This is a genomic window from Pumilibacter intestinalis (assembly GCF_943193005.1).
Taxonomy (GTDB): domain Bacteria; phylum Bacillota; class Clostridia; order Christensenellales; family Pumilibacteraceae; genus Pumilibacter; species Pumilibacter intestinalis.
The window spans coordinates 132,260-157,819 of the sequence record NZ_CALPCH010000001.1 but is presented as its reverse complement, the minus strand read 5'-3'; the positions used below and the strand labels follow the sequence as shown (position 1 = coordinate 157,819).

Annotated in this window: 31 protein-coding genes, 1 tRNA gene and 1 pseudogene; 12 read left to right on the top strand and 21 right to left on the bottom strand. The window is 46.3% G+C overall.

Annotation, left to right across the window (positions count from 1 at the left end):
- Positions 1-251: 251 nt before the first annotated feature.
- Positions 252-1,931 (top strand): M3 family oligoendopeptidase, encoded by a 1,680-nt coding sequence (locus NFR55_RS00755; protein WP_251545229.1) that lies wholly within the window; start codon positions 252-254, stop codon positions 1,929-1,931.
- 10 nt (positions 1,932-1,941) lie between these two features.
- Positions 1,942-2,259 (top strand): L-rhamnose mutarotase, encoded by a 318-nt coding sequence (locus NFR55_RS00750; protein WP_251545228.1) that lies wholly within the window; start codon positions 1,942-1,944, stop codon positions 2,257-2,259.
- Between the two features lie 206 nt (positions 2,260-2,465).
- Here the strand turns inward: NFR55_RS00750 and cysK are convergent, their stop codons facing one another.
- Positions 2,466-3,392 (bottom strand): cysteine synthase A, encoded by a 927-nt coding sequence (cysK, locus tag NFR55_RS00745; RefSeq protein WP_251545227.1) that lies wholly within the window; start codon positions 3,390-3,392, stop codon positions 2,466-2,468.
- A gap of 160 nt (positions 3,393-3,552) precedes the next feature.
- Between cysK and NFR55_RS00740 the strand changes: the two genes are divergently transcribed.
- Positions 3,553-5,043: an MATE family efflux transporter gene (locus NFR55_RS00740; protein ID WP_251545226.1), complete on the top strand. Its 1,491-nt coding sequence runs from the start codon at positions 3,553-3,555 to the stop codon at positions 5,041-5,043.
- Here the strand turns inward: NFR55_RS00740 and NFR55_RS00735 are convergent.
- Genes NFR55_RS00735 through NFR55_RS00725 form a run of 3 tightly spaced genes read right to left on the bottom strand, consistent with a single transcriptional unit; the run spans position 5,036 to position 8,227 of the window.
- Positions 5,036-6,064, bottom strand: a complete 1,029-nt coding sequence (locus NFR55_RS00735; RefSeq protein ID WP_251545225.1) for an aldose epimerase family protein — start codon at positions 6,062-6,064, stop codon at positions 5,036-5,038. The two genes, NFR55_RS00740 and NFR55_RS00735, sit on opposite strands and share 8 nt — an antisense overlap.
- Before the next feature lie 13 nt (positions 6,065-6,077).
- Positions 6,078-7,088 carry a UDP-glucose 4-epimerase GalE gene (galE, locus tag NFR55_RS00730; RefSeq protein WP_251545224.1) on the bottom strand — a complete coding sequence of 337 codons (1,011 nt, stop codon included), beginning with the start codon at positions 7,086-7,088 and terminating at the stop codon, positions 6,078-6,080.
- Positions 7,089-7,102: 14 nt separating this feature from the next.
- The gene (locus NFR55_RS00725; RefSeq protein ID WP_251545223.1) at positions 7,103-8,227 is read right to left on the bottom strand and encodes a galactokinase; all 1,125 of its coding nucleotides are present in this window, start codon (positions 8,225-8,227) and stop codon (positions 7,103-7,105) included.
- Positions 8,228-8,357: 130 nt separating this feature from the next.
- Between NFR55_RS00725 and pnuC the strand changes: the two genes are divergently transcribed.
- Both pnuC and NFR55_RS00715 read left to right on the top strand, forming a co-directional pair.
- Positions 8,358-9,050, top strand: a complete 693-nt coding sequence (gene pnuC / locus NFR55_RS00720; protein ID WP_251545222.1) for a nicotinamide riboside transporter PnuC — start codon at positions 8,358-8,360, stop codon at positions 9,048-9,050.
- Between the two features lie 93 nt (positions 9,051-9,143).
- Positions 9,144-9,226 (top strand) — tRNA-Leu (locus tag NFR55_RS00715).
- 134 nt (positions 9,227-9,360) lie between these two features.
- Here NFR55_RS00715 and NFR55_RS00710 read toward each other — a convergent pair.
- The gene (locus tag NFR55_RS00710; RefSeq protein ID WP_251545221.1) at positions 9,361-9,711 is read right to left on the bottom strand and encodes a cupin domain-containing protein; all 351 of its coding nucleotides are present in this window, start codon (positions 9,709-9,711) and stop codon (positions 9,361-9,363) included.
- A gap of 177 nt (positions 9,712-9,888) precedes the next feature.
- On the opposite strand from NFR55_RS00710, the gene NFR55_RS00705 reads away from it, so the two are divergent.
- The gene (locus tag NFR55_RS00705; protein WP_251545220.1) at positions 9,889-10,215 is read left to right on the top strand and encodes a winged helix-turn-helix transcriptional regulator; all 327 of its coding nucleotides are present in this window, start codon (positions 9,889-9,891) and stop codon (positions 10,213-10,215) included.
- A gap of 165 nt (positions 10,216-10,380) precedes the next feature.
- Here NFR55_RS00705 and NFR55_RS00700 read toward each other — a convergent pair whose 3' ends face one another.
- The 3 genes and pseudogenes from NFR55_RS00700 to NFR55_RS00690 form a co-directional block, all read right to left on the bottom strand.
- A complete protein-coding gene (locus NFR55_RS00700; RefSeq protein WP_251545219.1) occupies positions 10,381-10,569 on the bottom strand; it encodes a hypothetical protein in 189 nt (62 codons plus the stop codon).
- A gap of 50 nt (positions 10,570-10,619) precedes the next feature.
- Positions 10,620-11,432 (bottom strand): annotated as a pseudogene (gene mobV, locus NFR55_RS00695) (MobV family relaxase); the annotation flags it as partial.
- 667 nt (positions 11,433-12,099) lie between these two features.
- The gene (locus NFR55_RS00690) at positions 12,100-12,984 is read right to left on the bottom strand and encodes a radical SAM protein (RefSeq protein ID WP_251545274.1); all 885 of its coding nucleotides are present in this window, start codon (positions 12,982-12,984) and stop codon (positions 12,100-12,102) included.
- Positions 12,985-13,136: 152 nt separating this feature from the next.
- On the opposite strand from NFR55_RS00690, the gene NFR55_RS00685 reads away from it, so the two are divergent.
- Entirely contained in the window at positions 13,137-13,535 is a 399-nt protein-coding gene (locus NFR55_RS00685) for a winged helix-turn-helix transcriptional regulator (protein ID WP_251545218.1), read from the top strand.
- 39 nt (positions 13,536-13,574) lie between these two features.
- Here the strand turns inward: NFR55_RS00685 and NFR55_RS00680 are convergent, their stop codons facing one another.
- From NFR55_RS00680 to NFR55_RS00655, 6 genes are read right to left on the bottom strand one after another with little or no spacing between them, the layout of a single operon-like run.
- Entirely contained in the window at positions 13,575-14,033 is a 459-nt protein-coding gene (locus tag NFR55_RS00680) for a YbhB/YbcL family Raf kinase inhibitor-like protein (protein ID WP_251545217.1), read from the bottom strand.
- Positions 14,034-14,054: 21 nt separating this feature from the next.
- The gene (locus NFR55_RS00675; protein ID WP_251545216.1) at positions 14,055-14,816 is read right to left on the bottom strand and encodes an MBL fold metallo-hydrolase; all 762 of its coding nucleotides are present in this window, start codon (positions 14,814-14,816) and stop codon (positions 14,055-14,057) included.
- Positions 14,813-15,013 carry a 4-oxalocrotonate tautomerase DmpI gene (gene dmpI / locus NFR55_RS00670; protein WP_251545215.1) on the bottom strand — a complete coding sequence of 67 codons (201 nt, stop codon included), beginning with the start codon at positions 15,011-15,013 and terminating at the stop codon, positions 14,813-14,815. Before dmpI ends, NFR55_RS00675 begins: the two co-directional genes overlap by 4 nt.
- A 41-nt stretch (positions 15,014-15,054) precedes the next feature.
- Positions 15,055-15,519: a GNAT family N-acetyltransferase gene (locus tag NFR55_RS00665; RefSeq protein WP_251545214.1), complete on the bottom strand. Its 465-nt coding sequence runs from the start codon at positions 15,517-15,519 to the stop codon at positions 15,055-15,057.
- Positions 15,516-16,175, bottom strand: a complete 660-nt coding sequence (locus tag NFR55_RS00660; RefSeq protein WP_251545213.1) for a nucleotidyltransferase domain-containing protein — start codon at positions 16,173-16,175, stop codon at positions 15,516-15,518. The genes NFR55_RS00665 and NFR55_RS00660 overlap by 4 nt, the downstream gene beginning before the upstream one ends.
- A gap of 6 nt (positions 16,176-16,181) precedes the next feature.
- Positions 16,182-16,634, bottom strand: coding sequence for an AraC family transcriptional regulator (locus NFR55_RS00655; protein WP_251545212.1), 453 nt, complete (start codon positions 16,632-16,634; stop codon positions 16,182-16,184).
- A gap of 107 nt (positions 16,635-16,741) precedes the next feature.
- On the opposite strand from NFR55_RS00655, the gene NFR55_RS00650 reads away from it, so the two are divergent.
- Complete coding sequence (locus NFR55_RS00650; RefSeq protein ID WP_251545211.1) at positions 16,742-17,212, top strand: hypothetical protein; 471 nt, start codon at positions 16,742-16,744, stop codon at positions 17,210-17,212.
- Between the two features lie 284 nt (positions 17,213-17,496).
- On the opposite strand, the gene NFR55_RS00645 is transcribed toward NFR55_RS00650, so the two are convergent.
- On the bottom strand, positions 17,497-18,099 hold the full coding sequence (locus NFR55_RS00645) for a TetR/AcrR family transcriptional regulator (protein ID WP_251545210.1): 603 nt from the start codon (positions 18,097-18,099) through the stop codon (positions 17,497-17,499).
- A gap of 159 nt (positions 18,100-18,258) precedes the next feature.
- Here NFR55_RS00645 and NFR55_RS00640 point away from each other — a divergent pair, with 159 nt between their 5' ends.
- Positions 18,259-18,882 carry a DUF6064 family protein gene (locus tag NFR55_RS00640; protein WP_251545209.1) on the top strand — a complete coding sequence of 208 codons (624 nt, stop codon included), beginning with the start codon at positions 18,259-18,261 and terminating at the stop codon, positions 18,880-18,882.
- A 194-nt stretch (positions 18,883-19,076) separates the two neighbouring features.
- Here the strand turns inward: NFR55_RS00640 and queF are convergent, their stop codons facing one another.
- From queF to NFR55_RS00610, 6 genes are all read right to left on the bottom strand, one after another.
- The gene (gene queF, locus NFR55_RS00635; protein ID WP_251545208.1) at positions 19,077-19,568 is read right to left on the bottom strand and encodes a preQ(1) synthase; all 492 of its coding nucleotides are present in this window, start codon (positions 19,566-19,568) and stop codon (positions 19,077-19,079) included.
- A 1-nt stretch (position 19,569) separates the two neighbouring features.
- Positions 19,570-20,256 (bottom strand): 7-cyano-7-deazaguanine synthase QueC, encoded by a 687-nt coding sequence (queC, locus tag NFR55_RS00630; protein WP_251545207.1) that lies wholly within the window; start codon positions 20,254-20,256, stop codon positions 19,570-19,572.
- A gap of 2 nt (positions 20,257-20,258) precedes the next feature.
- Complete coding sequence (gene folE / locus NFR55_RS00625; protein ID WP_251545206.1) at positions 20,259-20,825, bottom strand: GTP cyclohydrolase I; 567 nt, start codon at positions 20,823-20,825, stop codon at positions 20,259-20,261.
- Positions 20,826-20,833: 8 nt separating this feature from the next.
- Positions 20,834-21,496 carry a putative 7-carboxy-7-deazaguanine synthase QueE gene (queE, locus tag NFR55_RS00620; protein ID WP_251545273.1) on the bottom strand — a complete coding sequence of 221 codons (663 nt, stop codon included), beginning with the start codon at positions 21,494-21,496 and terminating at the stop codon, positions 20,834-20,836.
- A gap of 4 nt (positions 21,497-21,500) precedes the next feature.
- Complete coding sequence (gene queD, locus NFR55_RS00615; RefSeq protein WP_251545205.1) at positions 21,501-21,920, bottom strand: 6-carboxytetrahydropterin synthase QueD; 420 nt, start codon at positions 21,918-21,920, stop codon at positions 21,501-21,503.
- A gap of 362 nt (positions 21,921-22,282) precedes the next feature.
- On the bottom strand, positions 22,283-22,498 hold the full coding sequence (locus tag NFR55_RS00610) for a hypothetical protein (protein ID WP_251545204.1): 216 nt from the start codon (positions 22,496-22,498) through the stop codon (positions 22,283-22,285).
- Between the two features lie 249 nt (positions 22,499-22,747).
- Between NFR55_RS00610 and NFR55_RS00605 the strand changes: the two genes are divergently transcribed.
- From NFR55_RS00605 to NFR55_RS00595, 3 genes are read left to right on the top strand one after another with little or no spacing between them, the layout of a single operon-like run.
- Positions 22,748-22,987, top strand: a complete 240-nt coding sequence (locus NFR55_RS00605; protein WP_251545203.1) for an RNA-binding S4 domain-containing protein — start codon at positions 22,748-22,750, stop codon at positions 22,985-22,987.
- A complete protein-coding gene (gene ispF / locus NFR55_RS00600) occupies positions 22,974-24,110 on the top strand; it encodes a 2-C-methyl-D-erythritol 2,4-cyclodiphosphate synthase (protein WP_251545202.1) in 1,137 nt (378 codons plus the stop codon). Before NFR55_RS00605 ends, ispF begins: the two co-directional genes overlap by 14 nt.
- Positions 24,111-24,129: 19 nt before the next feature.
- Positions 24,130-25,533 carry a TrkH family potassium uptake protein gene (locus NFR55_RS00595; protein ID WP_251545201.1) on the top strand — a complete coding sequence of 468 codons (1,404 nt, stop codon included), beginning with the start codon at positions 24,130-24,132 and terminating at the stop codon, positions 25,531-25,533.
- Positions 25,534-25,560: the final 27 nt, after the last annotated feature.

Sequence of the window (25,560 nt, the reverse complement as noted above, 5' to 3'; positions counted from 1 at the left end):
GTATCGAACGCAGTGAGCGCGGCAATCCCGTTCATGGAACACTTAAAGTTACTACTCCTTTCTCTCGGCTGAGATTGCCACGTCGGGCGACGCCCTCCTCGCAATGACAAGATAACCGCCATAATGTCATTGCGAGCGAACGCAGTGAGCGCGGCAATCCCGTTCATGGAACACGTACGGGTTGCCGCATGCTTGACTAATTTATGTAATTGGCGTATACTGTATGCGAAAAACGTTCAAGGAGAAACACCATGCAAAAAGTAAGCGAACTGCCCTACGAGCGCGTAGACGGCAAAGAGGTTGTAAAGCGTATAAACGAGTGCACGCAAAAAGCAAAACTCGCGCTAAGCGGCGAAGAACTCGTAAAACTGCGCGAAGAGTGCCTAAAGCCCATATCGAGATTTTCCACAATGGCAAATCTCGCTTTCACCCGCTTTACGCTCAACACCCGCGACGAGTTTTACTGCGCGGAAAAGGACTACTACGACGAAACGTTTCCCAAAGTGGATGCCGAATTCGTTAAATTCAAACGCGCGTTTACCGAGAACGCGCACATTAAAGAAGCGGCAAAGCTCGTAAATCCGCTTGTGATAAAGCAATACGAACTGAGCGCGAAGTGCACAAACGACAAAACCGTGCCGCTCCGCGTGGAAGAAAACAAGATAGTTACCGAGTATTCCAAACTCATGGCGGAAACTCTCTACGAGTATAACGGGCAAAAAATTCCCCTTGCCTCGCTCCGCAAATACATGGCGGACACAAACCGCAATGTGCGCAAGGCGGCGTATGAAACGCTCGGCAAAACGCTCGAGGCTATAAGCGACAAGCTCGACGATATATTCGACAGGCTGGTAAAGGTGCGCACCGCAACCGCAAAAGCTCTCGGTTACGAAAATTTCGTAGAGCTCGGCGACAATCTCATGGGGCGCATATCATACAACCGCGATATGCTCCGCGCGTTCCGCCAAAACGTAAAATCCGATATAGTTCCCGCCGTGGCGAAACTCAAAACCCAACTCGGCAAAAAGCTGGGCATAAACAAATTCATGCTTTACGACAACGATACTTACTTTGAAAACGGCAACCCCGCGCCGGTGCTCAACGCGCAAGAAATGTTTGAAGCCGCCAACAAAATGTATCACGATATGAGCGGCGAGACGGGCGAGTTTTTCGATATGATGCTTAAATCCGAGGCTTTCGACGTGTTCCCCCGCGAGGGCAAATGGGGCGGCGGATACTGCGAGCAGTTCACCGACTTTAAGCAACCGTTTATTCTCGCCAATTTCAACGGCACGAGCGGCGACGTGGACGTGCTCACCCACGAGGCGGGTCATGCGTTCGCCTCGTATATGAGTTTCGTTCTCGAGCACGACCAAGATATAAGTCTCGGCATGGAAACCGCCGAAACCCACTCCATGGGCATGGAGTTTTTCTGCTACAAATACATGAAAGATTTCTTCGGCGACCGCGCGGACGACTACAAACACTATCACTTTTTCGACGCGATAAACTTTATCCCCTACGGCACTATAGTGGACTATTTCCAAGAGCTCGTATATCAAAATCCCGAAATGACTCCCGCCGAGCGCAACGCGCTTTGGAACAGGTTGGAAAAAGAGTTTCACCCGTGGCTTAACTCTGACGGCATACCCTATCTCGAAAAGGGCACGCGCTGGCAGTATCAGGCGCACATATTCGAAAACCCGTTCTACTATATAGATTACTGCCTTGCGCAAAGCGTTGCCGTACAGTTCTACTTTGCAAGCCGCAAAGACTACTCTTCGGCTTTCGAGGCTTACGCTCGGTTTGTAAAGCACGGCTCGCAAAAGGAGTTCCCCGCGCTCGTGAGCGAGGCGGGTCTTTGCTCTCCGTTTGAAAACGGCGCGTTAAAAGAAATCGCCGCCAACGCAGTAAAAATCATAGGCGGCTAAGGATTAAAAAATGGAAAAATACGCTTGGAAAGCAACGATAAAAGAAGGCAAACGCGACGAATACATTCTTCGGCACAATAAAATTTGGCAGAGAATGAAAGACGTGCTCAAAGAGGCGGGCATTGTGAATTACAGCATATGGACTTGCGGCAACGAACTGTTCGGCTACTACGAGTGCGAAAAAGGAATAGAATTTGCCGCGAACGTGCAAAAAAACTCGCCCGTGGTTGCCGAATGGGACGAGTATATGCGCGACGTAATAGTAATGGAGCATGACCCCGTAACGGGTGCGCAACCCCTGCTCGAAAAAGTATTCGAATTCAACTGAACAGTTCTGTAGCAGGAGATTGCCACGCTCACTGCGTTCGCTCGCAATGACTTTTTGGGTGTTCACGTCATTGCGAGGAGTTCGCAGAACGACGAAGCAATCCCATGCTATAGAAAACGCATTCACTCAATGACTTTTTTGGGTGTTCACGTCATTGCGAGGAGTTCGCAGAACGACGAAGCAATCCCATGCTATAGAAAACGCATTCACTCAAAAAGTTCGGTGGACAGGTATCTTCCGCCGCCGTCGGGCAAAAGCACAACTATGTTTTTGCCCGCGTTTTCTTTTCTTTTGCCCAATTCCGCCGCCGCCCAAAGAGCCGCGCCCGAAGATATCCCCGCCAAAATCCCTTCGGTTTTGGCAAACGAACGCGCCGCCGCATATGCGTTTTCGGCGCTCGCGGCAAGTATCTCGTCGTAAACCGAAGTATCGAGTATATCGGGCACAAAGCCCGCTCCTATTCCCTGCAATTTGTGCGGTCCCGCAACGCCCTTGCTTAAAACGGGCGAGCCGTCGGGCTCTACCGCAACTATCTTTATATCCTTGTTTTTGCTCTTGAGATACCTTCCCGCGCCCGTAACCGTTCCGCCCGTACCCACGCCCGCAACGAATATATCTATTTTACCGTCGGTATCGCGCCAAATCTCCGGTCCTGTGGTATCGAAATGCGCACGGGGATTGGCGGGATTAACGAACTGCCCCATAATAACCGAACCTTGTATTTGCGCGTTTAGTTCTTCGGCTTTGGCTATTGCGCCCTTCATTCCCTTTGCGCCCTCGGTAAGCACTATTTCGGCGCCGTAAGCCATTATAAGTTTGCGCCGCTCAATGCTCATGGTTTCGGGCATGGTGAGTATAACTCTGTAGCCGCGGCTCACTCCCACCGCCGCAAGTCCTATGCCCGTATTGCCGCTCGTGGGCTCTATTATAGTGCCGCCCGACTTAAGCCGTCCGCTCTTTTCCGCGTCGTTTATCATTGCAACGGCAACGCGGTCTTTTACCGAGCCCGCCGGATTGAAGTATTCGAGCTTAGCGAATATCGCCGCTTTTACGCCGCAAAATTCGGCGTACCTTTCCGCTTTGAACAGCGGCGTGTTGCCCGCAAGTTCGGATACGCTTTTGTAAATTGCCATAGCTTATACCTCCCTTAATTCCTACTAATTTAGTATGGATTTTATATATAATAACTCGCGTCACACAATATGTCAAGCAAATTTAATAAATTCATTTGCTCAAACACACGTTAAAATCGTTGACATTTTCTGCGATTGATGTATAATTGCAAAAGAGATTATGACGAAATCAATCGAAAAAGACCGCAAAAGGTCGAATAACCGCGATTTAACGCAAGGTTCCATTTGGAAGACTATAGTTCGTTTCAGTCTGCCCATTCTTTTATCGTATTTATTGCAAAACTTTTACTCGGTTGCCGACGCTGCCATTTGCGGCTACACGCTTAGCGCGAGCGAGGTGGCGGGCGTAAACGACACAAACTCCATATCGTTTATCTTTTTGCAGTTCGCATTCGGTTGCACGGCGGGCATGAGCGTAATACTTTCCACCCGCATAGGGCGCAACGACTCCGACGGAGTGCGCAAAGCTCTCGCAACCCAAATCGTACTCAGCTTTTTTATAGTGGTTGCCGTAACGGTAATAAGTTTGTTCACAATAAATCCGTTGCTTGCCCTGCTCGGAGTTACTCCGAGCGACACAAGCGAGGTGAACAACGCCGTATATAACGCGGCTTTTACCTATATTTCCATTATCTGCGGCGGCATGATAGGACAGTTCGCCTATAATCTCATTTGTTGCGTTCTCCGCTCGCTCGGAAACTCCCTAACTCCGCTTATTTTCCTCGTTATTTCCACAGCGCTCAATATCGCGCTCGACCTCGTGTTTATCATGGCGTGCGGCTGGGGCGTGGCCGGCGCGGCGGCGGCAACGGTTATATCCCAACTGCTTTCGGCAATAGCCTGCTTTATATTCACTTTTGTGCGCTACAAAGAACTGCGACTAAAACTCGCCGACTTTAAGGCAATGGATATGCGCACGTCGCTCCGCACCCTTTGGCAGGGCATTCCGCTCGGCTTGCAGTTTTCGGTGCTCTCGTTCGGCATACTCACCATGTCTAACGGGGTGATATCGTTCGATAAAACCGCAAACGGCGCAATGGTTGCGGGCACTCCCGCCCAAATAGGTTACAGCGCGGCTTGCAAGCTCGACAACATATTTTTCACGCCGTTCAACGCGCTCGGCACTGCCATGATATCGTTTACGGGTCAGAACAACGGAGCGGGAAAACACGACCGCATCAGGCGCGGAATTATGCAAACCATGCTAATCATGCTCGTTATAAGCGCGATTGAGATTACGGCGGGTTTGCTGTTATCCGTAAACGGCATGTATCAGCATTTCTTTTTGGCAAGCGACAAAATCAATTCCGAAACCATACGCTTCGGGAACACGTACCTATATTCCGCCCTGCCGTTTGCGTTTGTTTTGGGCGTATTGCTCGTACTGCGCAACGTAATTCAAGGACTGGGCAAACCGCTGTTTCCCTTCCTTGCGGGCATAGCCGAACTTATAGCACGCATAGTTATTTGCATTTTCCTGCCGCTACTCGCAAACGGCGGACCGATAAATTCGAGCGCGTCGTCGCTTTCCTTTTTCTGCCTCGGCTTGGGCGACGCCGTAGCCTGGTTCGCCGCCGCAATACTGCTTGCCATAGCTACGGTATATTACATGAGAAAACTTTCCAACCAAACGCCCCAATCAATTACCTAACCGAAAACCTGTATTCAACCTCGGCGTGGTAGGGATTTTCGGGCGAGGTTATTCCGCAATCGGCAATGCCGTTGTGTATGCCGTCGGGATGATATTCGCACTCGAGGCACGCCGCAAGATATTTTTCGTCTTGCTTTCCGCCCACAAGCTCCATTCCCTCATGCGGGCAACTGTTGGCGTAGAACACCGCGCACGGATATGTGGTAAACATTTCGAGCGCGATTTTGCTGTGCCGCGAATACAGGGCGCAAGCCGTTTTGTCCATGCCGCTCTCCGCCAAAAAGTACGGGTGGTCGTAGCCGCGAGTGTAACGCTGAGCCTCCTCGCTCTCTATGTAGTCGCCTATGGCGTGCGGCGCGGTAAAGTCCATTTCGCGCGATACCGGTATTATATCCTCTATTATGAGTCGCTCGTTGAGCTTTGCCACTTTGGGCGCGTTTATAAAGAGCGTGTGCTCGCTCGCCTTTTCGCGCAGGTTTCCGCTCATGTTGAGGTACACGTGGTTGGTTAGGTTCAACAGCGTTTTGGTATCCGAGGTTGCGTCGTACAAAATGCGGAACTTGTTTTCTTTCTTCCACACGCGGTACGTAACCGTCACGTTCACGTTGCCGAAATATCCGCCCTCGCCGTCGGGCGAAAAGCACTTAAACACAACGTCTACGTGCTCGCCGCAGTCGCAAGTTTCGCAATCGAATATTTTGGAATGAAAGCCAGTTTTGCCGCCGTGCAAATTGTCTTGCCCGTGGTTGTTCTTTTCGAGCGTAGCCGTTTTGCCGTCTATGGAAAACGCGGCGTTTTTTATTCTGCCCGCCGTGCGCCCTATGGTTTTGCCGTAGTAGCTCGCGCGGAAAGTTTCCTCGCTTGCGGGACAAAGCGTAACCGAAACGCTCTCGCCGTTTTTGTCGGGAACTTTAATATCGCGTATCGCCGCGCCGAGCGTGCACAGCGCAAGCTCCATGCCCGAGTCGTTTTCAACCGTGATATTCGCGTAATCGTTTATTTTGCTCTTCTTTATCTTCATATATCTTCACCTCTCAATTGTAGCCGTTGGGATTTTTGCTCTGCCATTTCCACAGCGACGAACACATTTCGTCTATGCCGAGTTCGGCTTGCCAACCGAGTTCGCGCTTGGCTTTCGCCGCGTCGGCGTAGCACGCCGCTATGTCGCCCGCTCTGCGCGGCTTTATGGAATACGCGAGTTTGTGCCCGCACGCTTTTTCGAACGCGTGTATCACGTCGAGCACGCTGTAGCCCACGCCCGTACCGAGATTGTAAACATGCACGCCGCTGTTCTTAATCTTATCTATCGCCGCAACGTGCCCTTTTGCAAGGTCTACAACGTGTATGTAGTCGCGCACGCCCGTGCCGTCGTGCGTGTCGTAATCGTCGCCGAACACGCCCACCTCTTTGAGTTCGCCTATAGCCACTTTCGCTATGTACGGAGTGAGATTGTTGGGTATGCCTTTGGGGTCTTCGCCTATAAGACCGCTCTCGTGCGCCCCTACGGGATTGAAATAGCGCAACAGCACAACGGTCCACTCGTTGTCGGCTTTGTACACGTCTTCGAGCATTATCTCTTGGAAGAACTTAGACGACCCGTAAGGGTTGGTAGTTCCGCCCACTCGGCAAGTTTCGTCGAGCGGCAAACGCTCGGGCGTGCCGTACACCGTCGCGCTCGAAGAAAACACTATTTTCTTGCATCCCGCTTTTCTCATCGCCTGCAAGAGTACGAGCGTGCCGCCTATGTTGTTGTCGTAATATTCCACGGGTTTGGCGCACGACTCGCCCACCGCTTTCAAGCCGGCAAAGTGTATTACCCAGTCTATTTTGTGGCGGGCGAATATCCCGTCCAAAAGCGCGGAGTCGCGTATATCGCCCTCGTATAATTCCGCGTTCTTGCCGCTTATTTTGCGCACCCTCTCAACGCTCTTTGGCGATGCGTTTACAAAGTTGTCTACTATTACAACCTCGTGCCCCTTTGCCAAAAGCTCCACGCAGGTATGCGAGCCTATATATCCCGCGCCGCCCGTAACAAGTATCTTCATGTTTTGCCTCCCTGTTATAATTTTTCAACGGTGATGCCGTCGCCTATTTCGGTTTCGTAGCAAGTGGCGTTGTATCCCGTCGCCGCTTTGTATTTTTCCGCAGTATGCTTTTTGAAATCTTCCGCTTTAGCCGTTTTCACTATGGATATGGTGCAACCGCCGAACCCGCCGCCCGTCATGCGCGAGCCGAGGCAAGCGGGGTGACTTTGAGCCGCCGCCGCAAGCGCGTCGAGCTCTTTGCCCGTAACCTCGTAGAGGTCGCGAAGCGATGCGTGCGACTCGTTGAGCAGTTTTCCGAGCGCAACCATATCGCCCGCCTTCATTGCAACGGCGGCTTTTCTTACTCGCTCGCACTCGTTCACAACGTGCTTTACTCTGTCGTACACCTTGCCCGAGAGCAGTTTGCCGTGCTTTTCGAAAAGCTCGGGCGTAAGCTCGGCAAGGCAACTTATGCCCGCGGGCTTTGCGAGAATTTCCAGCGCGGAGTCGGTTTCGGCACGCCGCTCGTTGTACTTGCTTTCCACAAGACTGTGCGGCTTGTTGCAATTTATTATCACTATGGAGCAGTCGCCTATTTGCACGGGAACGTACTCGCACGCAAGAGTGTTGCAGTCGAGCAGCATTGCGTTGCCGCGCTTGCCGCACGCAGAGGCGTATTGGTCCATTATTCCGCAGTTCACGCCCGCGTATTCGCGTTCCGCGCTCTGCGCCGTGAGCGCAACCGCCACAGGGTCGAACTCCTCGCCCGCCGCAACCGCGAGCGCGGCTATGGTGGAAACCTCGATTGCCGCCGACGAACTCAATCCGCTGCCGAACGGCACGGTGCAGTCTTGCACCATATCGCAACCCACGAGTTTGTGCCCCGCCTTTTGCCACAAAAGCGCACTCCCCGCCTGATAGTTGCCGTACTTGAGGTTGCGGTAAGAGTCGAGTTTGTCTATATCCAAACTTACTTTGTCGGGCAACGTCGTCCAGCTCAGGTTGATTTTGTTCGTGCCGTTGCGCCGCAAATACACGGTGTTGCGCATGTCGAGCGCGGCGGGAAACACCTTGCCGCCGCAATAGTCCACGTGCTCGCCTATAATGTTTACTCTGCCCGCGGCAGACACTTTCCACTCGTAATCTTTTTCGTTTACCATTTGAGTTACGCCCTTTGTATGTATATTTGTTTGTCAATACCATAATACCGCACATTTGCTCATTTGTCAACTTTTCCGCCGCCATTCTTCTTGACAATAAACGGGCTGTGTGCTATTATAGCGGGTACTTATGAAAGCACAAAACCCGTTCAAAACTCTCACCAAATTCGAAATCGCGCTCTGGAGCGTTTCCGCCGCGGTGGTGACTCTCTCCTTTTTGCTCGCGCCGAACAAAGACTATCTTACGCTCGCCGCGTCGCTCGCGGGCGTGTCGTCGCTCATATTCATAGCTAAGGGCAACGCGTTAGGGCAAATAATAATGATAGTTTTCGCCTCGCTTTACGGCATTGTTTCGTTCTTCTTCCGCTACTACGGCGAAATGATAACTTATCTTTGCATGGCTCTCCCCGCCGCCGTTATTTCGCTTATTACGTGGTTGCGCCACCCGTACAAAAAATCCGAGGTGAAAGTGGGAAAACTGAACGCCAAAAAGATATGCCTGCTGTTTTCGCTCACCGCCGCGCTTACTGCGGCTTTCTATTTCATACTGCGCGCGCTCGGCACGGCAAACCTCGCGTTCAGCACCGTATCGGTTGCCACAAGCCTGCTCGCCGCAATACTCACCATGATGCGCTCTCCCCTCTACGCGCTCGGCTACACGGCAAACGATATCGTGCTTATAATCCTTTGGGTGCTCGCCACCGTGGAAAACGTAGCCTATCTTCCCATGATATTTTGTTTCGTGATGTTCATGTTCAACGACTTATACGGTTTTTACAACTGGCGCAGAATGCTTAGCCGTCAAACCGCCGCCGCGCAATAAAATATCGCAACAAAAATATTGCAACATTTTTTTGCTCGAGCTCGATAAAACGTTTGACAAATAAATGCGCTTAGAGTATAATAACTAAGCTAAGCGGTCGTGGTGGAATTGGCAGACACGCAAGACTAAGGATCTTGTGGGCGACCATGCAGGTTCAAGTCCTGTCGACCGCACCAAGTCTTAATAGCTTGAACTTCTTTACCGTAAAAAGAACGTTCGGGCTATTTTGTTTAATGGAAGAATTTGAGAACTTCCGAGAATAAAAAATAATCCGATAGAACATTATGTGCTATCGGATTATTTTTTGATTTCAGATTATTGCGTCGGATTGCGTGTAAGCGGTTAATGAGTTGGCTTTGACCTGAATACATATATACTTTATTCCTTTGTCCGGTGCGGCAAAAAATTGTCGTTTTGCCGAAGGTGAAATACGAAGAAAATCGCCCGTTTTGATAGTTATCTTTTCACCGTCAATAATAACCAAGCCTTCTCCATCTAATATCGCATATATTTCTTCGTTATTCTTATGCGAATGAATAAAAGGAACATTTGCACCAGCGGGTAAGGTGTTTATGCTTACTTCTGCACCGGTTAGACCGAGTTTGTCGTGAAGTTCAATGCGAGAATCTTCCGTAATGCTGATTTTGTTGTAGTTTTTCATAATGATGCCTCCGAAATGAATTTGTAAATCTATTATACCAAATACCGAAAACCTTTGCCATAATGTTACTTTTTTATTATATGATAATAGAATAGTAACATAGTTTCATTTTTGAACTATTGACATAATTTCTCATTTCTGCTATACTCTATTAAAATATAAAAGGAAGTAACGCTTATGCTGACTAAAGACGAATTACCCGAATGTCCCGTTGCAACGACTGTTCAACTTATCGGCAACAAATGGAAGCTACTTATTTTACGTAATTTAATGTACGATAATAAACAACGTTTCAAAGATTTTATCAAAACAATTCCTGCTATAAGCAAAAAGGTTTTAACAGATAACCTTCGTTCTTTGGAAGAAGACAAACTCGTAGAAAGAGAAGTTTTCGCAGAAGTACCGCCACGAGTGGAGTATTCTTTATCGCCGCTTGGACAATCGTTAAAGCCTATTTTGGATGCTATGTACGTTTGGGGAACAAATTATAAAACAAGTGAGTAAAACAAAAACCGCCGATAGAGTTTGTTTGCTCTATCGGCGGTTGCCGTTTCTATCATATTATGTTCGGCTACCTAACTTGATTAGGTTTACATCTTTCATTTTTATACCGCTCAACTTCGGCGGTTTTCCTTATACCGTTTATTTCAACGGCTATCCCTATACTATTTATCGGGACTCTTTGTTATTAGATTGTTGATTATTAAGTTGTGATTTTTGCCATTCGGCATAGTCTTTTTGTCCTTGTTCAGACGATAGATATTCCTGCATAATCGGTAGCAATACTCTTGCAAGCGATTCCATTTGATATTCGGGAATATCAAAGTCTGTTTTGGGTGCTTGTTTCTTTCTCGACATAACTTACTCGATACATTTTCCTCCTATAAAAATTACTTTGACCACTAATTCTATGATGATGGTACGGGCGGCTTTTGTTTGCTTTCAAAGAGTGCATTGTAAGCCGACGGGTTTTCACGCTCTAACTTTGCAAGCAGTTCAAGCGCCTTTGCCGCTCGGACTTTATACGCTTTGAGTTCTTTGTTCTCTTTGTCAATGTCAAGCGTTTCCTGCATTACTTTATCCAACCGCTTTTTAAGGTCGGCGTTGTCGGCAGTTACGGCTACAATTTGCTTTCGCATTCCGCTTTTGCTGTGAGCGATTTCGCCGTGCTCGGCTTGCTGTAACGCTTCCGAATATTCTTCCGCTTCGGCGCGTTTTTGCTCGGCAGCTTCTACAATCTTTTTCGCCTTGTATTCCGCAGTATCCAAATGTTCGGCTTGACTGTTTGGCTCGCCTCTGTCAAGTCCGTATTTTTCTCCGACTTTTTTCCAAAACTCCGTTTGAAGTGCGGCGAGTTTTCCGTCTAACAAGTCTTTTGCACATAGCTTGCCGTGGGTAATCGGTATAAGGTTCAAGTGCATATGCGGATTTGTTTCGTCCATATGGACGATAGCCGACAGCACGTTTTCTTCGCCGTACTTGTCTTGAAAGAACTTGACGCAATCCCGAAAGAAAGCATACTGTTTTTCCCATGTGGACACCTTGAAAAATTCGGGACTTGCACCGAGAACAAACGACACAATATATACGGCATCCGAGCGCACCTTGCGTTTCAAATGCAGTCTTGCAATTCGCTGTTCGATAACATCCATATATCTGCCCGACGGAGTTACAATGTGGTAGTTGTCTTTCGTCCGCGAACTGTCTATTTGCGGATTGGTTGCCTCGTAAGTTTCGTCCTCCTAATGGCTTAAATTCTTTAAGTGTAGCTCACTACACTTATTTCGCTTCGCTTCATAAGTTTCGTTCGCCCTGCGGGGCTTTCCGTCCACAGAACGATAGAACTATGCTTACCGTTTGATTGCCGTATTAAGGCGGTCTTATTGTCATAGATTTACCTCCGAATTGTTAGTTTTTATATCTTCGTCCACGCAAGAAAGCGCGGGATAGATACTGTAAAAAAGGCGCGAAAAAAGCCGCTGAACGCTTAACGTTTCACCGACTTCTAACCGTATTTAGCAACATTAAATTGCTCTATGGTGGTTAGCCATTCTATGGAATTGTTAGTAATGTTTTAGCTCAAAAGACACTCCTTAACCGAAAAAATTGTACACTTATAAAAGCCTATCACGGCTCACGAATTTTGCGTAACATTACAAAACTACGCTCTTTTCGTAAGCTAAGACGCGGGCGGCTATATCGCCCAAAACCTTCCGCATTCTACAAGCAAACGCTTGTCGCGGAACTACTACCCTTTAAGGGTACTCCACCACAAACTACATTGTGGTAGTGTGCATTATATCACAAACTTTTGTTCGTTGCAATATGTTCAACGCCCATAAACGGACAGTGAAACACTTTTTATGAAAACTTTTGTCGAAAGGCATATTAAAGGTGTTTCAAATTTTTCCTATACCGTTTCAATTCGCTTTCCCCAAAACGGCTCAAAATCTCGTCAATTATGGCAATCAATTCGTTTTTTTCGGTCGGTAAGTTACCGTGTAATTGTACGGCATTAGACGCACCGAGAGCTGCAAAATGCGTTTTAATATCTAAACCGTTTACAAGCATTTTCAACTCCTCGTATTTTTCCGTTTCGCTTTCTTCCGTCCAATTTCCGTTTTGAATTTCGCCGTACAATTCCGACGCGGTATAAATCGTAAGCATAGACGCGCCGACGATTTTCGGATTAAGTTGATTAAATATTTTCAATGTATTTTCAACACCTTGCTTGCTTTTGTCTTTGCCGTAAATACCCGTAAGATAGAAAAAGTTATATTCCAGCCCGACCTCGTCAAGTTTGCGGCATTGTTCTAAAATGTCGGCAGAAGAATAGCCCTTATTCATAAAAGACAGCGCTTCGTCATCGCCCGTTTCAACGCCGATTGTAATACCGTTATAACCGCAAATACGCAACTGTTTTAATTCGTCAACGCTTTTCGGCGCTATATCGGTTATACGCGCAAAACAGCCGATAGTGTTTAATCGGTTGAGATATTGTTTAGATAAATATGCTATTTGCCGTAATTTTTCCATTGATAATACAAACGGATTTGCTCCGACTAAAAACATTCTCGTTACATCGGGCGTAAAATGATTCAACTCTTTCAAATCGTCCTCTATCTCGTCAATAGGCGACATTTTGAATTTGAAAGGTATATCTTCGTATAATGTGCAAAATTTGCATTTATGGTGTGTACAACCCGCTGTAACTTGCAATAGAGCCGACCAAGCCTCATAAGGTGGACGCCAAACTGTTCCCGTGTAGTGCATAAATAAAATACCGTCCTTTTGTTTTTCTTTATTATAAAGCATAATAGTATTGAAACACAAGTACTGTCTTTATTTAGTAGTACTATCAAAAATGATACTAATAGGTTTGACTTACTTTTCTTAATACGCTATAATGAAAAAAAGGAGTTAATATGACAGATAACAAGTTTAGAAAAAGAGAAGTTATGGCGCGGTGTGTTCCTATGAATACGTTGCAAGCCGTTTTAAGCGGTAAATGGAAATTCCTTATTCTTTGGTATATCGCTTTTTATAAAGTGCAACGTTTTGGCGAATTATTACGCCGAATGGACGGTATCACGCAATCGACCTTAACAAAACAGTTGCGTGAATTAGAGGACGACGGATTTATACACCGCGAAATTTATAAAGAAATTCCGCCGAAAGTAGAATATACTTTGACGGAACTCGGTAAAAGTTTTGTGCCTGTACTTACGCAAATGATGATTTGGAGCCAAACGCATTTATGCTTGCCCGATTATGTCAGTCCGTACACGGAAGAACAAATAAAAGAATTGTTAAACCAAGAATAATAAAAAGCCGAAAGGTCAACAGATCTTTCGGCTTTTGGTTTACTCAAACTTATATTCAAGAGAACCTTTTTGCAAAATATGATTTTCGGCTTTTTTGAGAAAGTGCTTTTTCCGTTTAATCGCAGATAAGTCTATCGAACAATCTAACGCATAAACCGTTATGCGATATTTATGCGTTTTACCGTGCGGCGGTTTCGGACCGGCGTATCTGTGCATACCGTATGCTATACCTTGTGTTGCGCCTATATTCGAAATGTATTTTCCTTTCGGGATTGCCTGTTCGATTTTGCTTGTTGCCGGAATATTCCAAATAATCCAATGCGTAAAGTTTTTTATCGGGTGGCTTATATCTTCCAAAGTAACCGCAAGTGTTTTGGCGTTATCGGAAAGATTTTCAATTACAATTTCGGGCGACAAATCTTTCCCTCTGCCTGTGTGGTCGATAGGAAACGTATCACCGTTTGCAAAATCGGGTAAACTGAATATCAACTGTTCCATATTTCAACTCCGTTATAATTTTTATAACCACACCGCCCAATCGCCGTAATCAAAAGTACCCGCGCCGTGTTTTAGTTTGCCCTGCGCTTTCAGTTCCCGAAAAGCGTCGCGCATACGCACGGCAATTTCGGGCTGAATATCAAGCGAGTGATGAGCGGGAAACAATCTGTTAGACGGTAATGCGGCTATAATTTCGAGCGACTGTAAATACGCTTCGGGGTCGGTGGACGGATAATAAGCAAACAACGTATCTTTATAAATCAAGTCGCCCGTAAATATGTAGCCGCGCTCTCGCTCCCAAAAGCAAAGGTGTCCCGGCGAATGCCCTGCGGTATGTAAGACTTCGATTTTTCTATTGCCCAAATCAATTATTTCGCCGCCGTTTAACACCTTTGTCGGCGTTCCCTGAAACATCTCGTACTTGCTTGCGTCAAAGCCTTCGGGCAAATCGCAACGGTCAACAACCATATCGCGTACGGTTTGAATAGAAAGCGGAAATTTGCCGTTTAGCCATTCCAACTCGGCTTTATGTACGTAGAAATCGGGAAAGTATTTGTGCCCGCCAATGTGGTCCCAATGGATATGGGTTGCAACTGCGGTAACGGGTTTGTCCGTCAGTTTGCGTACTTCGTCATAAATATTGCAAATGCCGAGTCCCGTATCAATCAAAAGGCAACGCTTACTGCCGATTAAAAGATAGCAATGCGTTTCCTCCCAATGGCGGTATTCGCTTATAATATAAGTCGTTTCGTCGATTTTATCTATTGTAAACCAATCTTTCATTTTTTGTACTCGTCTTTGATAATATCGATGGTTTTGCCGCCGATACCGAAGTTTGTATCGGGCAGTTCCGTAATGGTAGTTGTAAAAAACTCTTGCGGAATATTCATAATTTCCGCGGAGACTTCGGTTACGCGCTTTATAAGCAACGTTTTTTGTTCGTCGGTCAATTTACCGCTTTCGATTTTGATATAAGGCATTATTTACTCCTTTTTATTTTGTGGCGAACAACCGTTAAAATCTATTTATTAAAAAACTTTTCAAGGTCGAACATTCCGTCCTTATAAGACAAATCTCCGTGTTTATGTTCGTAGCCTAATTTGCGATAGAACGGTATCGCCGATATTGCCGAATGAATTTCAATGCGGTTTGCTCTCTTCGCATATTCGTCGCTTTCCAAATGTTCTATGATTTTCTTGCCGATTCCTTTATGTTGATGGGACGGCTCAACAAAAATAGTGTTTATCCAACTTTCCGTCAAACTGTCCCAATAAGCGCCGATACACCCGCATCCGATAATTTTGCCGCATTCTTTCACAACATAGAAATGTCCGTATTCGGTTTTTTGCTTTATTTCGTCATACGCAATAGAAAAATATTTCGGCTGTTGCGGATAAAACTCGGCAAAAACCGAATTTTTACACGCGCGGGCTACCATATCGCAAGTTTCTTGTATTTCGTTTTCCTTTATAAGCTCTATGGTCATTCGTTATATCCTCTTATTAGCGCCGTCGCCCAATTCAGTAGCAACTCCGACATTTCCTCAAACTTTACGCTTGCACCGTTCTTTAACTCTTGTGCATTTGTTAGTACGGCAGACGGCGGATTGATTGCATTTTGCAATTCAGCCTTTGATTTGATATATTTACCCGTTTCGTAAAACCATACCGCTTGCAAAACAAAGGCAGCCGACTTATACAATGAGCGCAGTATATCTTCGCTTTTTTCGTGAACGAAGTTATGCACGCAGGCGTGATAAATATTGCACGCTCCTATTTTTATAGCACGCATTACAGCGTGCTTATCTATCTTTTCAAGCAGGCAATCGAGCGTTCCTTTTATGGGCGTGGTATCGTAATAGAATTGAAACAGGTCGCTCGTTTCCCAATTCAAAAGTTCGTCCTTGCCCGAAATGAAACCGCAAACAAGTTCTCTGTTCTGCAAAGTATCGAGCATATCCCGATAGGCTTTCAAATCGTCTATACGCAGTTCGTCGAGAATTACAACCACGTCTATATCGCTTGTTTGAGTTGCTTCGCCTCTGCCGTAACTGCCTTGCAAACCTATAAACCATACGCGTTCGGAAAAAGTTTGAAGGGCTTTGTCTGTAAATTCCTTAATCCAAGTTTTAATGTCAATCATAATTTTTTACTTCACCGCTATGTATAAATAGCAATGCGCTTTACCGTCTTTGGTATATTCGGCGGGTACGGTGCTTTCATAGTCGATTGTAAAAGCACGTTTAAGTTCGCCGCTTGCGGTAAGTTGCCAAACTTTCGACCACGCTTTGTTAGCGCAGTCGGCAATCGTTTCGCCTTTCTCGTCAATTTTGACATACTTGCCTTGCGCAACCAATTCTTCCATTTTTGCAAAAAACGCGGCGGTTACGGTCATAACGGATAAGTTATATTTGCCTTTCTCGTCGCTCTCGTAATCGCTGTATGCAGATATAGGCGACAGACCTTTTACAGGTACGCCGTTTTTTACAAAGTCAAGCGGAATTTTGCCCGTCATAATATCCGCCCAAAGCTCGTTGATTTTTGCCATTCCGCTCTCGGAATTGTCTGTGCGTATCGTTACACTCTTTAATGAGTATGCCATAGTGTTCCTCCGAAATTTAATCTATAAAATTATAGCACATCAAAGAATAATTTTCAAGCGTTATTTTATCCTTAATTTGTTTAGAAGATTTTATCGTTTATAAGACAATGGAATTTTTGAAAGACGACGGTGTGATTGAAAGACTTTCGGAAAAGCTGTTTGAATTACAATATACGGAAAGCACACTACTTCCCAAGTTGCAAGAACAGTGTAAGCAGAAAGAAAAAGAGATTGAGAATATCGTGAACGCCGTTCAGAAGGGTTATGCAACGGAAATACTGTTAAAGCGGCTGTCCGCCCTTGAAACAGAGCAAAAAGAAATAACGGACGCGATTGCAAAGGAACAGTTAAAAACACCGATATTCACGCAAGACCATTTCAAAATGGCACTATATAACTTCCGTAAGATAGATATATCCACGCAGAACGGAAAACGAAAGATTATTGATACCTTCATAAACTCGATTTACCTTTACGACGATTATATGAAAATCGTATATAACGCGAACGGTAAAGAAGAAATTGTATCGCTTGAAGAACTCGAAAGTTCAACTTTGTTTTCAAACGGTGCACCATAACAGGGGTATACTAACACCCCGAGAGAGAAACCGAATTTTCGGTTTCTTTTTCTTTTACGCTGTTTTCGTCCGCGCTCTCGTTTTCGCCGCCGTTCCCGTCCGGGTAATCGGGAAAAATCAAGTTCAAAAGCAGTTCGTTTTTCTGACCGCCTTTCAGATTAAGCCGTAGGCGACGGCGGCTTTATGCCCTACGGGAAATAAATAGCCGCCCTTGATAATTTGTCAAGGCGGCGTATTCCCTCCACAGACGGTAAGCACAAGCGAATAACAAAATAATAAAGTGCTTACGAGAAAAACATATTTTTTGCGATTTCTAAAATTTCATTAAGTACAGTATTTATATAATTTTCGGAGTAGTTCTCAAAAATAGCAGTATGACAAAAATCTCTAATATTATGATATAAGATTTTAATTTTTGCGGTTATATTAGGCGCAGTTATTCCATTATCGGATAATGCTTTTATAATTGCGTTAATCACATTATTTTCCTTTTGATTTAATAACGCGCCCGCGTCTTGGTCTAACATACACATACCCATAATTTCCCGATGAGCAAATTTATTTTCAGTATTATGGGCTTGTAAACATATTAAAACAAACTTTCTGATACTGCCTTCAAAATCGCACCTAAAATCACATTGATTTAGAGCGTTAAGTATTGGCTTAAAAGTATTTTCAAAACAAACCTGTAAGGCTTGTAATAAAATATCTTTTTTATCTTTGAAATAGTTATACACTATTCCCGTTGATACACCCGCAATTTGCGCTATTTCGGCGGTAGTAGTGTTATAATAGCCCTTTTCACTAAACACTTGTAAACCCGCATTGATAATTTTTTGTTTTTTCTCAATAGATGTTCGTTTTATTGGTTGTCTAATCTCTGTCATAATGTAAAGATTATAACTGATATAAGGTTAAAAGTCAATTAAACTATGCTAATCTGACAAAAGTTTCATATTAGTTGACTTATGTCGATTTAAGTGATATAATCTAATCTGACATATTTTTCAGATTAAAATATTGAAAAGTTATGTCGGGGAATAAAAATGAACGCAGAAGTTTTTTGGCAAGTTATAGAAAACTATAATCAGCAAACGTATATAATTCAAATTGTGCTGTTAATCGCAATTATAACGGCAATTATACTTTCGTATTGTCGTGTTGCAAATTGGACAGTAAAATTTGCTTTGGGAATAACTAATTTATTTATTGGTATAACACATTTTGCAATTTTCGGAAAAATGCCCATACAATTCTTTTTTGCCGCACCTTTATATATAAGCGTTGGACTATTGTTTTGTTATGAGTGTATTAAAAACCCGAAAGACACTTTACATAAACCGAACATCATACAAATGCTTTTACTTACTTTGTATTTGTTTTACCCGCTTGTTTCGTTCTTACTTGGCAATAAGTTTCCGCATATGGTAACTTATATAATGCCTTGTCCGATAATTTCTTTGAGTATAGCAGTATATTCTTGCTACGGCAAAAGAAATTTACCTCTACTCATTTTAATGACAATTTGGGGATTAACAGGTGTAAAGGCGTTTATTGCTAATGCTTACGAAGATATTATTTTGTTGATATGCGGTGTTTACGGTGTCGTTATTGTAGTAAAAGAAATTTACGGCAGAATAAAAGCAAATAAGGAGCGGAAAAGTCTATGACCTCATACGTTGTATGCCCCGACTGCGGGTATAAATTATTCAAGGCTGGTGACGGCTCGAATGTAGAAATATATTGTCCGAAATGCAAAGTAAAACTACAAATAGAAATCAAGGACGGCAAAATCATTATTCAAAAAGTATTATCAGATAAAACCTAACAACAGAATAAATCTTTAAGCAAATAAAGAATTTTATTATCTGTTGTCGATTTTTTCGGGATACATATCGTGGCGCGAAAGCCTGTCCCAAGCAACCTGTTCCCACGCCGTTCCTTTTTTGCCGTAGTTGCAAAAGGGGTCTATTGAAATTCCGCCGCGCGGCAGAAATTTACCCCATACTTCGATATATGCCGGGTCCATCAAATCGATAAGGTCGTTCATAATTATGTTCACGCAGTCTTCGTGGAAATCGCCGCGGTTTCTGAACCCGAAAAGATACAGCTTCAAAGACTTGCTTTCAACCATCTTTTCGCGCGGCACATACGAAATGTATAGCGTGGCAAAATCGGGCTGACCCGTAATGGGACAAAGGCTTGTGAACTCGGGACAGTTAAACTTTACGAAATAGTCCCTTTCGGGGTGTTTGTTGGCAAACGTTTCCAAAACGGACGGGTCGTAAGTTTGCGGATATTTCGTGTTTTTGTTCCCGAGCAGGGTAATACCTTCGTTATGTTTTTCTCTCGGCATATTATTCTCCTTTTATAGCTGGGTCATCTATCCCGTTGATTTCAAATGCGGCGGCGCGGTCACGACAGGTAGCGCATACGCCGCAAGGTTTTCTTCCGCCCGAATAGCAACTCCAAGTATATTTATACGGAACGCCGAGTTCAAGCCCTATTTTTACAACCTGCGATTTGTTTAAGTTTACAAATGGCGCGAGAATTTTAAGTTGCCCGCCGCTTCCCGTATAAATAGCTTCGCCCATAGCGGAATTGAACTTTTCGCTGCAATCGGGATAGGCGTTGCCCGCCGCGTCGTCGCTGTGCGCACCGTAATAAATCACTTCGCACCCGTGCGACAGCGCCACGCTTGCCGCCGCCGAAAGGAACAGCCCGTTTCTGAAAGGAACGTAGGTTGAAACGGGTTTCCCGCCCGTTACGGAAAGCTGTTCGGCATAACTTTGCAACGGTATATCTTTCGGCGAACTCGCCAAAAGCGAGCAGTCCGAACCTTCGAATATTACGGACAGGTCAAGCCGCTTTAGACTAACGCCGTAAAAGTCGGCAACTTTTTGCGCGGCTTCGAGTTCTTTACAGTGAGTCTGCCCGTAGTAAACGGAAAGGGCGCAAACTTCCGCCGCGCCGTATTCTTTAACCGCCAGTCCGAGACAGGTTGCGCTGTCTACGCCGCCGCTTAATAAAACAAGTGCTTTCATTTTCAGTCCCCCAAAAGATTTTGCAAAGAAACGTCGTCTTTGAACGCGCCGAAATAATTTTTCGTAACCGTTTTAGACGATACGTTTTTTATCCCGCGCGAAGTCATACAGCTGTGGCAACCCTCTATTCTTACGCCTACGTCCGGCGATAAAGCCGCAAGCGAAATTATCTCGGCAATATCCCGTCCCAAACGCTCCTGCAATTGCAGCCGCTTAGCCGCCATATCGCAGATGCGCGCGATTTTGCTCAGTCCCAAAACTCTTCCGCGCGGGATATACGCCACGTCTACTTTCATATCGTACATAAGCGCCATATGGTGCTCGCAATAACTGAACACGCTTATATCCTTTATTACCACCGCGCCGCCCGAATTCGGGTCGGACGGAACCTCGAAAGTTTTTCCGAACATTTCCGCAATTTCGCGGTTTGTGTATTTTATACCCGCAAACGCTTCTTCGTACATTCTTGCCACGCGGGCGGGCGTTTCGCGCAAACCTTCCCTGTCGGGGTCTTCGCCTATGGCGACCAATAGCCCGCGGATATGTTTTTCTATTTCTTTAATATCCATAATTTCTCCTATACCCCGCGCATATCGGGCTTCCAGATGATTTTATGCAACTGCAATTGCAAACGTACGCCGTTAAGTTTACGCTCTTTCATAAACTTCGCTATTTCTTCGGGTCTGATTTTTCCGAACACCGGGCTGAAATAAACGCGACATCCGTCCGTAAGTCCGTACTCGTTTATAATCTCTTCCGCACGCGCCAAATCGCGCTTATCCCCCACCACAAACTTTACCGCGTCACGTTGCGTAAGGTAAGAAAAGTTTTCGGTAATCATATGTTTTTCCATTCCGCTCGAAGGAAGCTTATAATCGGCGGTAACGGCGGGACGGGGCGAAAGGGCGACTATATCTTTCAACGGCACGCTTCCGTTGGTTTCTATTTCCACTTCCGCGCCCGACTCTCCAAGCAGTTTTATAAGCCGCGCAATACCCGCTTGCAAAAGCGGTTCGCCGCCCGTCAGGGTAACGTTTTTTACTCCGGTGGATTTCACGTATGCAACAAGCTCTTCCTCGGAAGCAAGCTCGTATTCCGCGTCGGCGGTATTTGCCCAGCGCGTGTCGCAGTAACCGCAATCGAGATTACAGCCGCAAAACCGCAAAAACACGGCAAGCTCGCCCGCACGCGGCCCTTCGCCGTTTATGCTTACAAACTTTTCGGCAACTTTATAACGCAACATATCACTCACCGTACACCGCGCAGTTTTCGGGCGACTCGTAAACGGTCACGCAACAAACCGGCAACCCCTTTTCGCAAAGGTCGGCGTAAATACGTGCGGCAAAGTTTTCGGCAGTGGGTCTGAAATCGGTTTCGACCAATGAAAATCCTTCTTCTTTAAGCGCGGCAACAGTCGCGGGTTTAAGGGTGTTTTTTTCGTAAATAAGCGTGTGGTCAAAGCCTTCCGCAAGCTCTTTTACAGCCCGCTTAAAATCGCCGAAATCAAGAAGCATGCCGCGCTTTTCTCCGCTTGCCTGCAATTTGTTACCGCTTATCTTTACTTCCACAATCCAGTGATGACCGTGGATATTCGCGCACTTGCCGTTGTATCCGTGAAGAAAGTGCGCACTGTCGAAACATGCCGAAGTTTTTAAGTAATACATATCTCTCCTTTTGCGCAAAAAGATACGGTCGCAACAAAACGACCGCACCCAAAAAAAGACTCTTCCCATTCAGATGCCCTGGTTTTGTTTAACGACAGGATGGCGCAAACGAACTGTCTTTTTAATTGACTATATAATACCACGCCTAAACGCGTATGTCAACTCAATCGAAAGGCAAACGATTCGTTTTTTGTTTTTAAGAAAAATTCGGAGAGCTGATTGCCCGCCGCAGTAAAAACGCGAATTGCATATAACGAAATCGTTCAAGCGTTTAGATAACGCGAAAAGATACCGACGGGTAAACAAAGCACGTTTACGCTATCGATTAGCCAAAAGGCGTTGAACAAAATCCAAGCAAACGGCTACGCCCGATTGAGAAATTCTTGCAATACGGTTTTCTCGTATCCGCATGCGTCTTTCATAAGTTCGTTCAATTCTTCTTTAGACATTTTACCGAGAAGTTCCGCTTTCTTTTTCACGTACTTGTCTATCGTTTCGTCGAACGTGCTCCTTTGCAATATTCTGTCGCGCTTCATTTCGAAATCCACGCGCTTGTATTCTGCTATCAAATCATACATATTATGTATTTCTCTCCCTTTTTCAACATATAAATATCACATTTTACCGTGTTTGTCAAATATTTAATACTTACGTTCAAACGCTTTTGCACGCTTTATTACATAATTTTACATAAATTCGGCGTAAAATTATATTTTGTTTCAAAGTGTTACATTTTATTGCATTTATCGACAAAAGCGCAAAATACGCCTATTTTAGTTTGAGCAATTCGGTTGCGAAAGAAAAAATAATGTGATATAATCTAAGATATGCGTATAGATAAGTTTCTCAAAGTCTCGCGAATACTCAAGCGGCGCGGCGTGGCAAATTCGGCGTGCGACGGCGGCAAAGTGTTCGTGGGCGACAAACAGGTAAAACCCGCCTACCGCCTCAAAGTGGGCGATATAGTGCGGGTACGGTTTTCTTCGGGAGAACTGCGTTTTGTGGTAAAGGAACTTAACGAAAAAGCGAGCAAGGAGGAAGCCTCGCGGCTGTATGAAATCGTGTAACGGTTTTCCCGAAGCCGTGGCAATAATACTCTGCGCGGGCTCGGGCGAGCGAACAAACCTCGGCTACAACAAGATACTTTATCATATGGGCAAAACTCCGCTGCTCGAACTTACTTTGGGCGCGTTTTCCCGCTCGGCGGTATCGCGCACGGTGCTCGTAATAAACGAGCGCGACGAGACGCAAATACGCGAAATAGCCGACAAATTCGCAAACGTAACAATCGCTTACGGAGGGGACGCCCGCACCGACTCGGTAAGAAACGGTCTTAAAGCCGCCGCGGACTGCGGCATAGCCGTTATACACGACGGAGCGCGTCCATTCGTTTCCCCCGCTCTCATAAACGCCACGATAGAGTCGGCGGCAAAATTCGGAAGCGGCATCGCCGCCGTTCCCGCAACCGACACCGTGAAAGAGTGCGAAGCGAACGTGATAACGCGCGGGCTCGACCGCAGCAAACTCATGTGCATGCAAACGCCGCAATCGTTTGACTACAAAGCCATATGCGCGGCATACGACTCGGCGCAAGGCAGTTTCACCGACGACGCCGCAGTGTGGACAAACGCGGGCAACATAGCCCGAATAGTTGCGGGCGAATACGAAAACGTAAAAGTCACCACTCCCGCGGACTTGTTTCGCGGTGCGCCCGCTCGGAGCAAGATAGGTTTGGGGTTCGACGTGCACAAGCTCGTGCCCGACCGAAAGCTCGTGCTCGGCGGAGTTACCGTACCGCACTGCAAAGGACTGCTCGGGCACAGCGACGCGGACGCGCTCGCCCACGCGATTACCGACTCGATACTGTCGGCGGCGGGACTGCCCGATATAGGCGTGCTGTTTCCCGATACCGACCCCTCAACCGAGGGCATAAGCAGTATGGTTTTTCTCAAAGACGCGGTGCGGCGAATAACCGAACTCGGCTATATAATAGGAAATATATCGGCTGTGATTATGGCGCAAAAACCCAAACTCGCGCCGCATATAGAAGCGATGCGGCAAACGCTCGCCGAAGCCGCAAACATACGAATATCGCAAATAAACGTGTCAGCCACCACCACCGAAACGCTCGGCATAACGGGCGAAGAGAAAGGCATTGCGGCAAGCGCGACCTGCCTGCTGTTTTACTGAAAACATAAACGCGAAATATATGACCGATACAGAACGACAACGCAAATTATTCGGACGGAAAAGAAAGTTCCGACTCAACCCCGCACATAAAATAGTGCTCGGATTTTTTTTCGTAATACTCGCGGGCGCGTTCGTGCTCTGCCTGCCCGTAAGCTCGAGAAGCGGCGAATGGATGAACTTTTTGGACGCGATATTTACCGCAACGAGCGCGGTTTCCACAACGGGACTCGTGGTTGTGGGCGACACGGCAACGTATTTCGGCGCGTTCGGACAAGCCGTGCTCCTAATTCTCATACAGTTCGGCGGCGTGGGCTTTATGTGCATAACCACCCTAATCATGATGCTTTTGCGCCGCAAGATAACCATTAGCGACCGCATGGTTATGCAAGCCGAATTCAACCAAACAGACAACCGCGGCATGGTGCGGCTGGGGCGCAACATAATGCTCGTAACCCTCGGCATAGAGGGCATAGGCTTTTTGCTCCTGCTCTACCCCTTCGTAGAGCGCAACGGCGGCATAGGCGTGTGGCAAGCGTTGTTTACGTCCGTTTCCGCATTTTGCAACGCGGGCTTCGACGTAATGGGCGTAACGCAGGGCGCGGGCACTTCGCTCATGGGATTTGCGGGCAACGTTACGGTAAACCTTTCGGTGTCTTTCCTTATTATAGCGGGCGGCTTCGGCTTTACCGTGCTTATGGATATAGGAAGAAAAAAAGGCGATTTCCGCAAATTCACGTATCACACCAAAATAGTTATAATAACCTCGTTCGTGCTCATAGTAATAGGTTGGCTGTTCTATTTCGGCGCGGAATATTACGGACAAGCCATGAGCGGCATGACGGCGGGCGACAAACTGCTCGCGTCGTTCTTTCAGTCGGTATCGCCTCGAAGCGCCGGTTTTGCCACCATAGAGCAAAGCAACATGACGTCGGCAAGCAAGTTTATGACAATGCTGTTGATGTTCGTGGGCGCGTCGCCCGGCTCTACGGGCGGCGGCATACGCACCACCACGCTCGCCATAATAATACTCGTTTCAATCGCAGGCATACGCGGCAACGACGAGGTAACGGTATTCAAACGCAAGATAAGCTCGCGCAACTCGCGCAAAGCCGTGGGCGTATTCGTAGCGAGTCTGCTCGCGGTTATACTAGCCACGCTTATACTGCTCATTACCGAAGAGGGTCACGCCGCGCCCGAAACGCTCACTTTTGAAAACGTGCTGTTCGAAACCATATCGGCATATACCACCGCGGGACTTTCGTGCGGAATAACGGGCACGCTTTCAATCCCCGGCAAAATAATCATGTCGTTGCTTATGTTCTTCGGCAGAGTGGGTATGGTAACCATAGGGCTTATGTTCCTGCACAAAAAAGGAATAGACGACCGCATAACCTACCCCGAAGTGGATTTAATGATAGGATAAATACCAAGGGCGCAAAAGCGCAAAGGA

Coding starts and splice junctions, on each gene's coding strand:
- NFR55_RS00755 (WP_251545229.1), top strand. CDS start 252: ATGCAAAAAGTAAGCGAACTGCCCTACGAGCGCGTAGACGGCAAAGAG.
- NFR55_RS00750 (WP_251545228.1), top strand. CDS start 1,942: ATGGAAAAATACGCTTGGAAAGCAACGATAAAAGAAGGCAAACGCGAC.
- cysK (WP_251545227.1), bottom strand. CDS start 3,392: ATGGCAATTTACAAAAGCGTATCCGAACTTGCGGGCAACACGCCGCTG.
- NFR55_RS00740 (WP_251545226.1), top strand. CDS start 3,553: ATGACGAAATCAATCGAAAAAGACCGCAAAAGGTCGAATAACCGCGAT.
- NFR55_RS00735 (WP_251545225.1), bottom strand. CDS start 6,064: ATGAAGATAAAGAAGAGCAAAATAAACGATTACGCGAATATCACGGTT.
- galE (WP_251545224.1), bottom strand. CDS start 7,088: ATGAAGATACTTGTTACGGGCGGCGCGGGATATATAGGCTCGCATACC.
- NFR55_RS00725 (WP_251545223.1), bottom strand. CDS start 8,227: ATGGTAAACGAAAAAGATTACGAGTGGAAAGTGTCTGCCGCGGGCAGA.
- pnuC (WP_251545222.1), top strand. CDS start 8,358: ATGAAAGCACAAAACCCGTTCAAAACTCTCACCAAATTCGAAATCGCG.
- NFR55_RS00710 (WP_251545221.1), bottom strand. CDS start 9,711: ATGAAAAACTACAACAAAATCAGCATTACGGAAGATTCTCGCATTGAA.
- NFR55_RS00705 (WP_251545220.1), top strand. CDS start 9,889: ATGCTGACTAAAGACGAATTACCCGAATGTCCCGTTGCAACGACTGTT.
- NFR55_RS00700 (WP_251545219.1), bottom strand. CDS start 10,569: ATGTCGAGAAAGAAACAAGCACCCAAAACAGACTTTGATATTCCCGAA.
- NFR55_RS00690 (WP_251545274.1), bottom strand. CDS start 12,984: ATGCACTACACGGGAACAGTTTGGCGTCCACCTTATGAGGCTTGGTCG.
- NFR55_RS00685 (WP_251545218.1), top strand. CDS start 13,137: ATGACAGATAACAAGTTTAGAAAAAGAGAAGTTATGGCGCGGTGTGTT.
- NFR55_RS00680 (WP_251545217.1), bottom strand. CDS start 14,033: ATGGAACAGTTGATATTCAGTTTACCCGATTTTGCAAACGGTGATACG.
- NFR55_RS00675 (WP_251545216.1), bottom strand. CDS start 14,816: ATGAAAGATTGGTTTACAATAGATAAAATCGACGAAACGACTTATATT.
- dmpI (WP_251545215.1), bottom strand. CDS start 15,013: ATGCCTTATATCAAAATCGAAAGCGGTAAATTGACCGACGAACAAAAA.
- NFR55_RS00665 (WP_251545214.1), bottom strand. CDS start 15,519: ATGACCATAGAGCTTATAAAGGAAAACGAAATACAAGAAACTTGCGAT.
- NFR55_RS00660 (WP_251545213.1), bottom strand. CDS start 16,175: ATGATTGACATTAAAACTTGGATTAAGGAATTTACAGACAAAGCCCTT.
- NFR55_RS00655 (WP_251545212.1), bottom strand. CDS start 16,634: ATGGCATACTCATTAAAGAGTGTAACGATACGCACAGACAATTCCGAG.
- NFR55_RS00650 (WP_251545211.1), top strand. CDS start 16,742: ATGGAATTTTTGAAAGACGACGGTGTGATTGAAAGACTTTCGGAAAAG.
- NFR55_RS00645 (WP_251545210.1), bottom strand. CDS start 18,099: ATGACAGAGATTAGACAACCAATAAAACGAACATCTATTGAGAAAAAA.
- NFR55_RS00640 (WP_251545209.1), top strand. CDS start 18,259: ATGAACGCAGAAGTTTTTTGGCAAGTTATAGAAAACTATAATCAGCAA.
- queF (WP_251545208.1), bottom strand. CDS start 19,568: ATGCCGAGAGAAAAACATAACGAAGGTATTACCCTGCTCGGGAACAAA.
- queC (WP_251545207.1), bottom strand. CDS start 20,256: ATGAAAGCACTTGTTTTATTAAGCGGCGGCGTAGACAGCGCAACCTGT.
- folE (WP_251545206.1), bottom strand. CDS start 20,825: ATGGATATTAAAGAAATAGAAAAACATATCCGCGGGCTATTGGTCGCC.
- queD (WP_251545205.1), bottom strand. CDS start 21,920: ATGTATTACTTAAAAACTTCGGCATGTTTCGACAGTGCGCACTTTCTT.
- NFR55_RS00610 (WP_251545204.1), bottom strand. CDS start 22,498: ATGTATGATTTGATAGCAGAATACAAGCGCGTGGATTTCGAAATGAAG.
- NFR55_RS00605 (WP_251545203.1), top strand. CDS start 22,748: ATGCGTATAGATAAGTTTCTCAAAGTCTCGCGAATACTCAAGCGGCGC.
- ispF (WP_251545202.1), top strand. CDS start 22,974: ATGAAATCGTGTAACGGTTTTCCCGAAGCCGTGGCAATAATACTCTGC.
- NFR55_RS00595 (WP_251545201.1), top strand. CDS start 24,130: ATGACCGATACAGAACGACAACGCAAATTATTCGGACGGAAAAGAAAG.